Raw genomic sequence first — 13,650 nt, 5'->3', positions numbered from 1 at the left:
GGGAGACCGCCGCGTTTCGGGCGCCCCGTACCCACCAGTAGGCATCATGATGCTACCCAGCGGTAACTTGGGCAAGCCCCCGGCGGTGAATCCGCTATGAACGTGGTCACGTCCCACAAGCCGGGGCGGCCACTCCTTGTCAGGATCGACGCCAGCGCGGGCGGGTGCGCTCCCGCTAGCCTGTCCGTGTGTACGGATATGACCAGAACGCATACCCGGGTGACCCCTACCAGCAGCAGGCGGGTCCGCAGCCGGGCATGAACGGCATGCCCGGACCGGACGCGTACGGCACCCAGGGGCAGGCGCCCCAGCAGTCCCTCTACCCGGAGCCGTCCCCGCCGTCCCTGGCGGACGCGGTGCGGGCCTTCACCACCGGCTCGATGGCGGTCGAGGACTTCCAGGCCATCTTCATCACCTCGAAGGTGCACTGCCCGCGAGGTGAGCGCCCCGGCTTCCTGGCGCTGCACAACACCCCGACGCCGGTGATCCCGATGTTCAGCTCGCTCAAGGAGCTGCGCCGCTACGCCGGCAAGGACTCCAAGCACTTCACCGTCACCGGCGCCGAGGTGCTGGACCTGCTGCCGACCGGCTACGGCTTCGCGCTGGACATGGAGGGCGAGCACCGGATGGTGTTCGACGCCAAGGCGGTCGAGCAGATGGTCGACTTCACCATGCGCCGGATGTACGGCTGACCCATCCTGAGAGGGAGTCCCCGGGCCGGAAGGCCCGGCTCCCCCGTCACTACATAGTTCAACTTTCAACTTGCTTGTTGTTGAGGATTGAACTAACCTCGTGCACGTAGGCCAGAGAACCCCCCTCGAAGGAGGCCGACATGCCCGCCGTGACCGTCGACAACCCGCTGACCCTCCCGCGCGTCACCACGCCGGACCCGGCCGTCGCGAACGCGCGGCCGGTACTCACCGTCGCCACCGCCCCCGAGGGCTACGAGGGCGAGGGCTTCCCCGTCCGCCGTGCCTTCGCCAAGATCAACACCAAGTACCTCGACCCGTTCATCATGATGGACCAGATGGGTGAGGTGGACTACGCGGCCGGCGAGCCCAAGGGCACCCCCTGGCACCCGCACCGCGGCTTCGAGACCGTCACCTACATCATTGACGGAACGTTCATTCACCAGGACTCGCACGGCGGCGGCGGCACCATCACCGACGGCGACACCCAGTGGATGACGGCCGGCTCCGGCCTGCTGCACATCGAGACCCCGCCCGAGTCGCTGGTGAAGTCCGGCGGTCTCTTCCACGGCCTCCAGCTGTGGGTCAACCTGCCCGCCTCGGACAAGATGATCGCCCCGAAGTACCAGGACATCCGCGGCGGCAGCGTCAAGCTGCTCAGCACCGAGGACGGCGGCGCGCTGCTCCGGGTGATCGCCGGTGAGCTGGACGGCCACCAGGGCCCCGGCACCACCCACACCCCGATCACCATGATCCACGCCTCGATCAGCCCCGGCGCCCAGATCACCCTGCCCTGGCGCGCGGACTTCAATGCCCTCGCCTACGGCCTGGCCGGCAGCGGCTCGGCGGGCACGGAGCACCGCCCCTTCCACCGGGGCCAGGCCGTCGTCTTCGGCGACGGCGACTCCCTCACCATCCGCGCCGACGAGAAGCAGGACTCCCGCGACACCAACTTCGAGGTCGTGCTCCTCGGCGGCCTCCCGATCCGCGAACCCGTCGCCTGGTACGGCCCGTTCGTGATGAACAGCCACCGCGAACTCCAGCAGGCCATGGAGGACTTCCAGGCCGGCCGGCTCGGCACCATCCCGACCAGCGCCAGCTGACCCACCGCGCGAAGAGGGCCCGGACCACACGGTCCGGGCCCTTTCGCATGCTCCGTACCGGAAGCGCTCCGAAGCCTCATCTCCCCCTTGCCGCACGGGTATTGACACCAGATCCAGGCGCGTCGGGATAATGCGATTGGTCTGAACCACTGGCCAGATTGGTCGAGACCACAACGGGAGGAACCCAGCCATGCGCCGTACCGTCCGGCGGCTCGCCGTACTCGCCGCAGCCCCACTGATCGCCCTGACCGGCGCCACCGCGGCCCAGGCCCGACCGGCCATCGACACCAGCTCGTACACCGTCTACGACACCACGGGCACCTGCTCGATCTACGTGCACTTCTACTACAACGCGCACTGGTACGTGGAGTACGACCTGACCAACTGGAGCAACGGCACCCAGGGGTGCGAGGCCGGCGCGTACACCAGCGACCAGGGCTGGGTCGGCCAGATCACCGGCGGCGGGTACTCGACCAGCGACGACCCGTCCCGCTACGTGCGGCCGTGGGTCCAGAAAGTCGGCGACGCGTCCAGCTTCGCCTGGGGCTACAACCGCTGACCCGAAGACCCGGGCCGCGACCCCGCCCGACCGCCCGACCGCCCGACCGCACGAACCCGACCGAGCGCACGCCCCCGACTGAGCGACGCCTCCGCCGCCTACAGCAACGCGTAGACGGCGGAGGCGTCGTCGTGGGTCTTGCCGCGCGGCCAGCGCTCGCAGCGGGCGTCCGCGCGCTCCACCTCACGGACCTGGGCGATCAGCTCACCCGGCCCCGACTCGGCGAGCAGCTTCAGCACATCGCCCCAACTGCCCATCCCGAAGCGCTCAGTGTACCGCGAGGCGCCGTCGGTGAGGGCGGCCAGCGCGTGCAGCCGGTCCAGCCGGACGAAGCCGGTCTCGGCGTGCTCCGCGGCCCGCGGAACGGCGGCGGCGATCCACGGGCCGGCGCCCCGGTTACGGGCGGCGCGCACCGCCAGCGCGTACTCCAGGTGCAGCGCGGCCCGCTCGGCCGAGCCGGGGACGGTCGCCCAGACCTGGCGGCGCAGCTCCTCCCCGCCGGGGAAGCGCTGGTTGTCGCCGATCACCCGGGGCGGGCCGTCCTTGAACTCCAGCACCAGCAGCGAGTCGCCGAGCACCAGGTACTCCAGCGACTCGCCGTGCCGCCGGGCCGCGACCACCATCGCCGCGGGCGTGTTGGCGTGGCCGAGGTCGCAGCGGCCGCCGTGCAGCGCGGCCGTCTCCACGATGGCGTCGGCCAGGCACTCGGCGATCGAACGGTCCACCCGGTCGGTGAGCCGGGCGAGCAGGTGCACGCCCAACCGGCGGACGTACCAGGCGGTTCCGTGCCGGCACCCGGACTCCAGGCCGGCCGGCGCACTCGCGCCGTCCAGCAGGACCAGTGCCTCCGGTGAGGCCGCCACGAAGTCCTCGCTCTCGCGGTCGGGCCGCCGTGCTTCCCCTGCGAGCTGTAGCTGCATCCCGACAGTGTGGCCGCCTCCCCCGGCCCGCGCCCAGACCCGTGCACGGTTGGGGTGCGGGCCGGGGCCCGGTGTCCGGTGGCAGCGGGGGCGATTCGGCCATACCGTCGGATAACGACCGGACAATTCGGCCATTCAGGGCCGGTCGGGTTTGGGACCACCTTCGGGTGCCCCGGCGGCCCGGGACTGACGAGGAGCGGAAGATGTTCTGGCAGTTCATCGTGCTGGTCGCCGCCGGGCTCGGCTTTCCGACCGCCGCACTGTTCTTCCTGATCGGCGGGCCGCGCTTCCCGGACGAGAAGCGCGGCGACGAGAAGCGCGACTTCGACTCCCGGCGGGCCGCTTAGGCCTTCCAGGCCGGGTCGCGCCCGAGCAGCGCCAGGGCCCGGTCGAACCGGCCCTCGCCGTCGGGCGCCAGCCCCGGGCGGAAGGCCCGGCCGGGCGCGCGGGCCTCCGGGGTGTCCGGGACGGCCTCGGAGACCGCCAGCAGCGCGTCGGCGAGGGCGTCGTCGCCGTCCACCGCCGCGACCAGCCGCTCCGCGCCGCCCAGCGCGGCGGCGACGTCCCAGCCGTGCACGAGGGTGTCCACCAGGTGGAAGCCGAGGGCCTGGGCGAGCGGGAAGGGCCCGCCGTCGCGGATCTCCGGCAGCCAGAGCGCCCGTTCGGCGGCGGCCGCCTCCCGGAAGGCCGCGGTGAGGTCGGCGCCGGTGCGGCGGAAGTCCGCCGCCGGGTCCGCGCCCAGCGGGGCGTCCGCGAAGAGCGCGAGGTCCGGCCCGGCGCCGCGGGCGGCCGCGGCGAAGCCCTGGTGCTGGCCCACGCAGTGCTCCAGCAGCCGGCGCAGCGTCCAGCCGGCGCACGGGGTGGGCAGGTCCAGCTGGTCCGGCCGGACGGTGTCCACCACCTCGACGGCCAAGTCCATGGCCCGTGCGTGCAGTTCGACGAGTTTCATGCGGCAGTTACCCCCAGTCCCGCAGAGATGAATCCGATCACCTGGTCAACGACAGCCGGTTCCCCGATGATCCGGCGGTGGCCGAGCCCCCGGGTGACCACCAGGTCGAGTCGCTCACCGTACGCCCGCGCCAGCCGGTGCGCCTGGGCGATCGGCACCACGTCGTCGCCCTCGTCGTGCACCACCAGGACTGGCAGGCTGATCGCCTCCGCCCGGAGCGCGGCGTCGTAGCGCTCCCAGACCCCGGCGTCACCGGCGAACAGGTCGCGCTCGATCCGGCTGCGCAGCGCCCGCTCGACGGTGGCGTCCAGGCCGAGTCCGGCGCAGAAGGCACCCGGGAAGAAGCCGACCTCGGACACCCCGGAGACGGCCGCCAGCCGCCCCGCCCGCAGGCCGTCGCCGAGCGCCCCGAAGGCCGCGCAGACACCCAGCGAGTGGGCCACCACGGCCTCGAACGGCCCGTACCGGTCCTGGAGTCGGAGCGCGAGTTCGCGGTACTCCAGCACGCTGGTGCCGCGCCCGCCGGAGTCGCCGTGGCCCGGCGCGTCGAAGGCGACGGCGCTGAGGCCGAGGGCGCGCAGCCGGGGGACGAACGGCGCGAAGCGGGAGGCCCGGGAGCGCCAGCCGTGCAGCAGCAGGACGGGGCGCTCACCGCTGCCCCAGCGGTAGCCGACCACGGGTTTGCCGTGCACGGCGAGCGGTTCGCGGGCGGCCCGCCGGTGGACCTCCTGCTCGGCGGTCCGGACCCGGCTGCGCCGCAGTGGGTGCCGGAATAGTTCGAAGGCGGCTCGCCCGGCCAGGCCGGGGGCGATCCGGACGGTCGGGTTGAGGGCGGTGCGGATCAGTGCCTGGGCGGGGTCCATCGGGTCTCCCTGCTCTTCGCTCCTGGGCCTTGCGCTCGCTCCTTGCTCGCGGCGAGATATTAGCACGACCGTTCGTGCAGTTTTCAGAACGACCCACGGACGGCGCACTACCCTGGGCGACACCCCCCGCGAGAGGAACGAGGACGCACGATGGCCGGACCGACCACGGACGGACGGGTCCTGCGCGGCGAGGAGACCCGCCGGGCGGTCCTGCGCCGCGCCGTCGAGATCGCCTCCGTCGAAGGCCTGGACGCCCTGTCCATCGGCCGCCTCGCCACCGACCTCGGACTCAGCAAGAGCGGCGTCTTCGCCGGCTTCGGCTCCAAGGAGGAGCTACAGCTCGCCACCATCCGCGCCGCCCGCCGGATCTTCGCCGACGCCGTCGTCGCCCCGGTCGCCGACACCCCGCCCGGCCTCGCCAAAGCCCGGGCGCTGTGCGAGAGCTGGCTCGCCTACTCCCGGGCCCGGATCTTCCCCGGCGGCTGCTTCTTCTACGAGGTCACCGCCGAGTTCGACGCCCGCCCCGGCACCGTCCGGGACGCCCTGGCCGACTGCGCCCGGGAGTGGCACGACACCGTAGTCGAAGCCCTCGCCGAAGCCCGTACGGCCGGCACCCTGCGCCCCGGCACCGACCTCGGCGACCTCGCCTTCGCCCTGATCGCGGTGCTGGAGACGGCCAACTCCCAGGCCGTGCTGCACGAGGAGGACATCCCGTACCAGCGGGCCGGCCGCCTCCTGCTCCGCCTGCTGCGCGCCGAGGCCACCGACCCCGCCGACCCGGCCCTCGCCTGAGGCCGGTCTTCCGACTCCCGCCTCCGGGGCGACGCCGGGGGCTTGAAGGCGGGCCCTAAGGCCTCACCAACACCCGCTCCAGCAGGGCGGCTTGGGCCAGCAGCCGCTCGTCCCCGCCCACCGCGCCGACCACCTGCAGCCCCAGCGGCAGCCCGTCCGGAGTCCGCCCGGCCGGCAGGCTCAGCGCGGGCAGGCCGAGGAAGCTCCACGGCAGCGACATCACCGCGTCCCCGGTGCTGTGCAGCCCCTCCGGCGCCCCACCGGGCGCGGACGGCGCCAGCCACAGGTCCACCCCGGCCTCGGCGGCCGCCCCGGCCACCCGCTCGCGCAGCCGCTCGCGGAACTGCAGCGCGGCCACCCGGTCCTCCGCCGCGACCCCCTGCCCGACCCGGATGCTCGCCACCGTCTCCGGCCGGTACAGCCCGCCGAACCGGGCGAACCAGTCGGCATGACCGCGGGCCAGCTCGAACCGGTTGACGGTCTGCAACTGCCGTGTCACCTCGGCGAAGTCGGGGAACAGCGGCACCCGGCGCACCGTCACCCCGGCCCGCGCCAGCCGTTCCAGCCACTCCTCGAAGACCCGCCGCGCGGCCGGTTCGGCCCGCTCCAGGTACGGGCCGTCCGGCACCCCGACCACCGGCCCCGCCGGCCCCGCCGTCTCCGCCGGCTCCGCTCCCCCGGTCCGCCAGTCGTCACAGAGCAGCGAGGCCGCCAGTGCCGCGCCCGCCAGGTCGGCGGTGAACACCCCCAGGGTGTCGAAGCTCGGCGCGTTCGGGATCACCCCCGCGATCGGGATCCGCCCGTACGTCGGCCGGAAACCCACCACCCCGCAGTACGCGGCCGGCCGGATCACCGACCCGACCGTCTGGGTGCCGATCGCCAACGGCACCAGCCCGGCCGCGACCGCCGCCGCCGAACCACTGCTGGAACCACCCGGGGTGTGCCCCGGACGGTGCGGATTGCGGGTCGGCCCCGGGGCGCTCGCCGCGAACTCGGCGGTCACCGTCTTGCCCGCGACCAGCGCCCCCGCCGCCAGCAACCGGTCCACCACCACGGCCTGCGGCCCCGCCAGCACCCCCGGCGGCAGGGCCGACCCGCCGTGGGTCGGCAGCCCGTCCACGTGCACGATGTCCTTGACCCCCACCGCCACCCCGTACAGCGGCGGCCGCCCCGCCGGAACGGGGTACCGCGCGGCCAACTCCCGCGCCCGCTCCCGCAGTCGGGCATGCCGCCCGGACTCCGCCACGAAGGCGCGGAGCAGCGGGTCCACCCGCTCGACCAGCGCGCAGAACCGGTCGACGTACTCGGGCAGGGCGGACGCACCGGAACGCAGCGCGGTGGCCTCGACGGTCAGCGACCGGGGCCGGACCAGGGACTCCTCCATGCCGAGCACGGTAGCGGCCGGTCGCTCACTGGTGCTCGGCCGACAGGTACGGCGCCTCGCGCAGGAAGTACGCCCCGCAGGTGTGGCAGCACAGCTCCGGGGTCCGCCCCCAGTCCACCGCCTCCCGCACCGGCGCCCCGGAATCGAGCTCCCGGCCGCACATCGCCACGCTCTGCCCGCCCCGGACCATGTGCCACAGCCGCACCCCGGCGGCCTCCCCCTGGGGACCGTACTCGGCTCGCATCTGGTGCATCATGCCCCCATCGTCCGACCGCCCCCCGCCCCCGGCAACCGGGGCCGCCTCGCCGGTTCGGACCTCCCCCGTACACCAACGACACAAGGCCCGCCGGGCCTCGTTCGAACCGCGCCACCCCCGTCCGGATCCGGCCACCGTGGCTCGATAGTGTGCGCGATCGCGACCCGGACCGGCGCCCCGCGCCCGGGCCCGCGTCGCCCACCACGGCCTTCCCCCACTCCACAGCTGGAGCACCGATCGTGCGCTCTTCCCGTCTCCTGGCCTCCGCGGCCCTGGTCGCCCTCACCCTCGGTGCCACGGTCGGCGCCGCCACCGCCGGCGCCGTCGGGATCCCCGTGACCCCCTCCACCACCGCGGCCCCGAGCGCCCCCACCGCCCCCACCGGCGGCCCCACCACCCTGCCGCCCCACCTGCCGACCGCGCCGATGCCCTCGCCCAGCGGCCCCTGCCCGGGCGGGTACCACGTGGAGAACCTCAAGGTCACCGGCAGCGGCCTGGCCGGCGTCACCCTGACCAAGGGCGGCAGCGCGCAGGAGGCGACCGTGACCTTCGAGAACGACACCCCCGTCGACCTGAAGAAGCTCAGCACCCACTTCTTCGTCACCGACATCGGCGAGGACGGCGCGCCCAACCAGCCCACCTGGGGCAAGGACGCCTTCACCGTCCAGCTGAAGCTCCCCGGTGGCGACTGGAAGCCCATCGGCCAGGACGCCATCGAGAACAACATGACCTACCTCCGCGCCGACCTCGGCACGTTCAAGCTCGCCAAGGGCGAGAAGCTCACCCTCCAGGTGCGCCTCGCCGCCACCGGCAAGGCGCTGAGCGCCGACTACTTCGCCCAGCTCGACGGCGCCTCCGAGTCCTTCCTCAGCAAGGACGTCCCCGGTGTGCGCCAGGGTCCGGAAGGCAGCTGCACCGGTTTCACCGGCACCTACCGCGTCGCCACGCCCTTCAAGGTCGTCGACGGCACCCCGGCTCCGGCCACCACCGGTACGCCCTCCGCCCCGGCCACGGCCGCCGCCCCCGCGCCCGGCGCCACCACGGCCACCGCCACCGCCTCGGCCTCGGCCGGTCCGGAACTGGCCCACACCGGTGCCGACTCCACCACGCTGCCGATCGCCCTCGGCGGCGCCGCGGTGCTGGCGGCCGGCGCCGGTACCCTGTTCGTCCTGCGCCGCCGCAAGGCCGGCGCGCACAGCTGATCCTCCGCCAAATGAACCGAGGGGCCGCGGACAACCGTTCGGGCCCCTCGGTGGTCTTCCCCCGGAGAGCGAACCCCGACCCCACCGCTGGAGCCCGCCGATGCGTCCCGCCCGCCTTCCCGCCGCCTGCACCCTGCTCGTGCTCACCGCCGGTCCGGTCGCGCTCGCCACGGCCCCCGCCCACGCCGCCGACACCCCCTCGGCCGCGCCGTCCACCGCCTCCGGCGACTGCCCGGAAGGCACCACCGCCGACCCGATCCCGGCCACCGGCACCAGCGACGCCCCGGGCGAACTCTCCGTCACCTTCACCAACACCAGCACCGCGACGGTCAAGCAGCTCGCCACCACCGTCGCCCTCGCCGACGCCGGCGGCGGCAGCCTCCCCCTCGAACTCCGCGCGGGAGCCGGCGCCTGGAAGCCCCTCACCGTCACCGGCACCCCGGTCAACACCGGCGGCTACCAGCTCCCCCAGGGCCAGAAGCTCACCCTCCAGGTGCGGCTCGCCGCCGGAGCCCCGCACGGCGACCACCGCCTCACCTTCACCGCCAAGTCCGAGGTCCTCCCGAGCGGCTCCGCCCCGGCGAAGAAGTACACCTGCCCCCAGCTCACCGCCACCTACACGGGCCCCCTCACCCCCAACGACCACACCCCGGCCCCCACCCACCTCGCCGACACCGGCGCCGGCACCGCCACCCGCCCCCTCGCCATCGCCGGCACCACCACCCTCCTCCTCGGCGCCACCCTCCTCCTCCTCACCCGCCGCCGCCCCACCACCGACTGACCACCCCGGCCACCGGCCCGGGGCGCCACAGATGCGGCCCCGCACGACCGAGCCGCCGCCACCGATCACCCCACGACAGCCCCGGCGCGGCGGGCACCGGCTACGAGGCGACGCGGAGCAGGGCGTTGTCCTGCCACTTGAGGATCTTTTGATCCCCACAAGCCCATGACCTGCGGGTTCAGCCACAAAAGTGCCGCTGACCAGGCGAAACTACCTTCAGTAGTTCGCACTGGTCAGCGGCACTTTTGGCCCTCATGTGCCCCTCATGTGCCCCCGCGATGGCTGGGGAGACCAGCCGGTTCAGCACGGGACAGCGGTGATCAATCAGTGTGCAGTCACCAGTTTCCAGCTTCGCGTTCTTGAGCGGGACTCCCAGCGGGGCGCGTGTTGCCGTGGATGGCGTGGACGAGCTGTTCGAGTACGCCTGCGGCGCGAACGGCGGTTGTGGGGTCCTCCAAGACGCGCAGGAGCTCGTCCACCCGGGCCAAGACGACATCCTTCTCGTCTGTGATGAGCTCTCTCTGCTCGTGGCGCAGGGCGGTTTGCACGCTCCTGAACGCCGTGATCACTGCTTCGGCCTTCACCTTGGGGTCGCTGGCCATGAACATCAGGTCCGAGTATCTGTCGATCCACCATGGCAGACCGAGGGCCTCGTCGACCAGGCGCTCGCGCAGGATGTTGAGTCTGACGGACTCCAGGTGTTCCTCCGTAGATCGCTGCCTTTCGGCGAGCTTCTGGCGCTCGACCTCCTCTGCGATGTCCGGCTCCAGCGACAGTCGGGCCCGGGCCGTGACCGCGATCCGTGGATCGGCTTCGAGCTTGTCGGACAGGAAGGCGTTGATCGCATCCTGTGCAGCTTCGACGTCCCCCGGCAGGAACTCTCGGCTCACACGTTGAGCCTGGCGACGCAGAAGTGAGCGTGCCACGGCTTGCGGGTGCAGCGGAGGCACCGCGAGGTTCGCGACGACGGTGAACGAGTACTCCACCGTCGCCGCGAACCACAGAGTCCGACGCGAACTCTCCAAGCGGGCGTCAAATCGGTATGGAAACTCGCCCATCGAATCTGACTGGTCGGTCTTCTCGACCGCCAGCGATCGTCCTGGTCGCCGCCGCCACCTCACGTCTCGATGCCAGCGGTGCTGGCTTGCGTGGACTTGGCGCTGAGGATGGCCTGTGCGTACTCGAAACGGAGCTCGTTCCGCAGTTCGCTGTCTCCACCGAGGATTCGGTTCAGATCGCTTCCGAGGCAGCCGACCTCCTCCTCAAAGACAACCGAGATGAGATCACGGACGGCACTGGTCGGGAGCTCCTCCGCTTCGGCTGCGCGGCACCAACTGTCAACTGCTATAGCGGCCTTGGCGCGGATGGCAGGGTGCCGCCAGGCTGCCCGCACACCATCCTTGAGAAGCACCCGTACCGCTCCGCCTTCCGGACCGTCCAGTTGTAGAAGGCCCAGGACGAGAGGGGCCCCAGCGCCAACTGCTCCAGGCGAGTGGCCGGCACCGTGTTGCCCCACAGCCAGGACGTCGATGAACGCCGAGGCACTGCCAACACCAGAGGCGGCATCATGGCCGGGGAGCGGGATCCAGTCCACAAGGGACTTCAGGACCTGCGCGGCGAGCCCTGTGTCGTGGAGAAGGTCCACCAGCGCGTCAAGTGCGGCCTGCGTTGCCGATGCGTCACCGGGCTTGTCCAGAACGTACCGCAGCCGGGTGAGCGCGATGTGTGGGAAGTCTCGGCCAAGGCGACGGCTGCAGATCCCGGCGACGGCCAGTTGCCGATCGACCCTCCGCTTCCCCTCGGCCCAGCCACGGAGCCGCTCCCGAACAGCGGCTCCGACGAGTGGGTGTACCGCGAGATCGTCGAGCACGTCGAGCGCCAAGGTCTTTCGGCTATCTTGCGCGATCCACTTGTCGAGAAGTTCCAGGATCGTCTTCGGCCCCTCGGATTCGGCGAGGGCCGTCAACGAGGCGGCCAAGCGTTCCCGGTAGGGCTCGGCAACCGCCCCCGCCGCGCTGATTTGCTCTAGCCACTTGGTCAACACGGGCACGAGCTGGGGCCGCGTGTACCAGACGTGGCGAAGCAGGGCACGATCGATCCCTGGCCGGTACTGGCTGATGGAGGCGGTCCCGTCTTCCCGGAACGCGATCTCGGCAGTCTTGCAACGCTGCTCGGCGTCGGGCCCGGCCAGCGGACCGCCCGGAGGAGCTGGCCAACCGATCTCCGGTTGGCACAGCAGACTGTCGGAAGCATCCAGGATCACCCGGGCGGGGCACTCGTCCAGGAACGAGGCGGCGATGCGCAAGGCCCGTGGGCGAGGCGCTTCTTCCTCTTCGCCACCAAACCACCGATGGATGACACCTTCCCAGTTCTCGTACTCGCCCCGAGCGTTCGCATCGTCATGACCAGTAGCCCTGGCCATGATTCCGGCCAGTCGCTCCGCCTCACTCGGGGAGGTGTCGGGCGTGAGCAGGTTGTGGAACACGCTCTCTTCGACATGGAGCCACTTGGCACGCTCGGCCATCTCCGGGTCAGCCGACAACCTGCGTTCCACCACACCCGCGGCGCTCGGCCGCCTGGCCTCCCGCACGAGGACAGGCCCACGGTCGTCTCCCTCGGCTACCGGCCCCCATGCCTGCCGGCTCACGAGGACGACCAGGACTGTACCGGTACGAAATGCTTGCCTTGCATACTCGGCCAGTTGCTCCCGGAACTGGTCGGACAGCAGCTCGCTCTCCCCGGCAAGGTTGAGCAGGTAGCCGGTGTGGCGCTCCTTTGGGATCAGTGCGGCGTCCGGCTTCTCCCAGTCGGCCAAGAGTTCGAACAGCCGGGCTTGCTGGGGCAGGCAGTCGTCCAACAGCCGCATCGCGGTGGTCCGGGCGCCCACGCCTGGCTCCGTCACCAATGCCAGGACGCTACGGGCCCTCTCGCCCGACGTGACATCGGCTTTGAGTTGTAGCACGGTATCTGCATAACCGCCGGGCGCTTCGAACAGCTCCGCCAGGAGAAGGTCCGTGCGGGAGATCGGGCGCGGCTGAAGGTACGCGAGGCCCTGCATGTACTTGGTGACATACAGATCGCGGCCGGCAACGTTGGCGTCGCCGCCGATCTCGTTATCCGACACAGTGATGGCGGGAGTCTCCGGTTCCTCTTCCTCACGAGACTCCGTAACGCCCTCCGGGCGCGGTGCCGCACTGTGCGGGTGAACTTCGGGCGCTACGGGTGGACCGGCAAGCGGCTCATGTGCGGGCCCGTAGGAGTCGTCAGCGTTCACGCCTGCCCTCCGGTGATCCTGTCGCGGCCGGTGAAGTTGAAATCGCCACCGCCAGTCTTGATACCCGAGAACTTCAGCCCGCTGTTGATCACTACCCCGGACGCCGAGAACCGCGGATCACTGCCCAACTCCTCAACCAGCCTGTGCAGATCGCTCTCGGCCTCAGCACTCCGGGAGACCAACGGCTGCAAGTCGCGGGCCACGCTCCTCGTGAAGGCCCGAGCAGCACTCTCGCGCTCGGCGTCAGGTGTCTCGAGCAGGTCCTGGTGGATTCCATCCAAGCGAACCAGCACCGCGTGATCGTCCGGCGTCCCGTGCCGGCGCACGAACTGAGAAATCCGGTCCTTGGCGAGCTGCCACACGTCCGTACTCATGGCCCCGACGAAGGCACCAGCCGCTGCCGTGACGATCTCTGCTGGTGTTGTCACAAATCCCCCCTGAGCTTGGATCGCGATCTTTCGGCGTGCTGCACTACACCCACATCGAAGACAGTGCCGCCCCTGCACCTGTTCCGACATCGAAGAGTCGATCACCCGGGCCAGAGGTGTCCAGAAGTCCGCACTTCGGCGGGGATTCAGGCTCGTGCGATCAAGCCATTTCCCAAAACAGTGACCGGAGCGATTCGCTCCGCCCAGTGGAGCATCGAGCCAGTACTGCTGGCCTCGCAATATCTGCCAGAGTCGATCCAGGCATTGGAGGGGTGGGATATTCGTTCGATTAGTTCGTTTAACAGGTGACGCCTGGATCATCTGGAGCCACAGCAGGCTCAGCAGGCTCATACGTCAAGCCCGACTCACTGAACCCTCTCCGACCAGGGCAATTGCCCGAGGCTCATGACGAGCCCTCGCCGTGGCGCGGGCAGAGATGATTGTCCTTAA

The 13,650-nt window shown here is 71.3% G+C and carries 15 protein-coding genes; 7 read left to right on the top strand and 8 right to left on the bottom strand.

The window, feature by feature from the left end; all coding sequences use genetic code 11:
* The first annotated feature begins 188 nt into the window (after nucleotides 1–188).
* From BG452_RS24740 to BG452_RS24730, 3 genes are all read left to right on the top strand, one after another.
* A complete protein-coding gene (locus tag BG452_RS24740) occupies nucleotides 189–692 on the top strand; it encodes an SseB family protein (RefSeq protein WP_375896745.1) in 504 nt (167 codons plus the stop codon).
* Nucleotides 693–832: 140 nt separating this feature from the next.
* Entirely contained in the window at nucleotides 833–1,792 is a 960-nt protein-coding gene (locus BG452_RS24735; protein ID WP_188306559.1) for a pirin family protein, read from the top strand.
* 190 nt (nucleotides 1,793–1,982) lie between these two features.
* A complete protein-coding gene (locus BG452_RS24730; RefSeq protein WP_188306558.1) occupies nucleotides 1,983–2,351 on the top strand; it encodes a hypothetical protein in 369 nt (122 codons plus the stop codon).
* Between the two features lie 98 nt (nucleotides 2,352–2,449).
* Here the strand turns inward: BG452_RS24730 and BG452_RS24725 are convergent, their stop codons facing one another.
* Nucleotides 2,450–3,271: a protein phosphatase 2C domain-containing protein gene (locus BG452_RS24725; RefSeq protein WP_188306557.1), complete on the bottom strand. Its 822-nt coding sequence runs from the start codon at nucleotides 3,269–3,271 to the stop codon at nucleotides 2,450–2,452.
* Nucleotides 3,272–3,474: 203 nt separating this feature from the next.
* On the opposite strand from BG452_RS24725, the gene BG452_RS24720 reads away from it, so the two are divergent.
* A complete protein-coding gene (locus BG452_RS24720; RefSeq protein ID WP_188306556.1) occupies nucleotides 3,475–3,618 on the top strand; it encodes a hypothetical protein in 144 nt (47 codons plus the stop codon).
* Here BG452_RS24720 and BG452_RS24715 read toward each other — a convergent pair.
* Nucleotides 3,615–4,220, bottom strand: a complete 606-nt coding sequence (locus tag BG452_RS24715; protein ID WP_188306555.1) for a TIGR03086 family metal-binding protein — start codon at nucleotides 4,218–4,220, stop codon at nucleotides 3,615–3,617. The genes BG452_RS24720 and BG452_RS24715 overlap by 4 nt on opposite strands.
* A complete protein-coding gene (locus tag BG452_RS24710; protein WP_188306554.1) occupies nucleotides 4,217–5,083 on the bottom strand; it encodes an alpha/beta hydrolase in 867 nt (288 codons plus the stop codon). Before BG452_RS24710 ends, BG452_RS24715 begins: the two co-directional genes overlap by 4 nt.
* Nucleotides 5,084–5,233: 150 nt before the next feature.
* Here BG452_RS24710 and BG452_RS24705 point away from each other — a divergent pair, with 150 nt between their 5' ends.
* Nucleotides 5,234–5,875, top strand: a complete 642-nt coding sequence (locus BG452_RS24705; RefSeq protein WP_188306553.1) for a TetR/AcrR family transcriptional regulator — start codon at nucleotides 5,234–5,236, stop codon at nucleotides 5,873–5,875.
* A gap of 55 nt (nucleotides 5,876–5,930) precedes the next feature.
* Here BG452_RS24705 and BG452_RS24700 read toward each other — a convergent pair whose 3' ends face one another.
* The gene (locus tag BG452_RS24700; RefSeq protein ID WP_188306552.1) at nucleotides 5,931–7,259 is read right to left on the bottom strand and encodes an amidase; all 1,329 of its coding nucleotides are present in this window, start codon (nucleotides 7,257–7,259) and stop codon (nucleotides 5,931–5,933) included.
* Between the two features lie 25 nt (nucleotides 7,260–7,284).
* Nucleotides 7,285–7,515 carry a hypothetical protein gene (locus BG452_RS24695; protein WP_188306551.1) on the bottom strand — a complete coding sequence of 77 codons (231 nt, stop codon included), beginning with the start codon at nucleotides 7,513–7,515 and terminating at the stop codon, nucleotides 7,285–7,287.
* Nucleotides 7,516–7,754: 239 nt separating this feature from the next.
* On the opposite strand from BG452_RS24695, the gene BG452_RS47775 reads away from it, so the two are divergent.
* Together BG452_RS47775 and BG452_RS24685 are read left to right on the top strand one after the other, a co-directional pair.
* A complete protein-coding gene (locus BG452_RS47775; RefSeq protein ID WP_188306550.1) occupies nucleotides 7,755–8,717 on the top strand; it encodes an LAETG motif-containing sortase-dependent surface protein in 963 nt (320 codons plus the stop codon).
* A 100-nt stretch (nucleotides 8,718–8,817) separates the two neighbouring features.
* Nucleotides 8,818–9,498: an LPXTG cell wall anchor domain-containing protein gene (locus BG452_RS24685; protein WP_188306549.1), complete on the top strand. Its 681-nt coding sequence runs from the start codon at nucleotides 8,818–8,820 to the stop codon at nucleotides 9,496–9,498.
* Nucleotides 9,499–9,833: 335 nt separating this feature from the next.
* Here the strand turns inward: BG452_RS24685 and BG452_RS24680 are convergent, their stop codons facing one another.
* The 3 genes from BG452_RS24680 to BG452_RS24670 all read right to left on the bottom strand — a co-directional run bounded on the left by BG452_RS24680 (nucleotide 9,834) and on the right by BG452_RS24670 (nucleotide 13,551).
* Nucleotides 9,834–10,484 (bottom strand): hypothetical protein, encoded by a 651-nt coding sequence (locus BG452_RS24680; RefSeq protein ID WP_188306548.1) that lies wholly within the window; start codon nucleotides 10,482–10,484, stop codon nucleotides 9,834–9,836.
* A gap of 131 nt (nucleotides 10,485–10,615) precedes the next feature.
* The gene (locus tag BG452_RS24675) at nucleotides 10,616–12,772 is read right to left on the bottom strand and encodes a hypothetical protein (protein ID WP_188306547.1); all 2,157 of its coding nucleotides are present in this window, start codon (nucleotides 12,770–12,772) and stop codon (nucleotides 10,616–10,618) included.
* On the bottom strand, nucleotides 12,769–13,551 hold the full coding sequence (locus tag BG452_RS24670; protein ID WP_188306546.1) for a hypothetical protein: 783 nt from the start codon (nucleotides 13,549–13,551) through the stop codon (nucleotides 12,769–12,771). The genes BG452_RS24675 and BG452_RS24670 overlap by 4 nt, the downstream gene beginning before the upstream one ends.
* Nucleotides 13,552–13,650 lie beyond the last annotated feature (99 nt).

Source organism: Streptomyces sp. CBMA123 (assembly GCF_014596465.1).
Classification (GTDB): Bacteria; Actinomycetota; Actinomycetes; order Streptomycetales; family Streptomycetaceae; genus Kitasatospora.
This window is presented reverse-complemented; position numbering and strand designations above follow the sequence as displayed.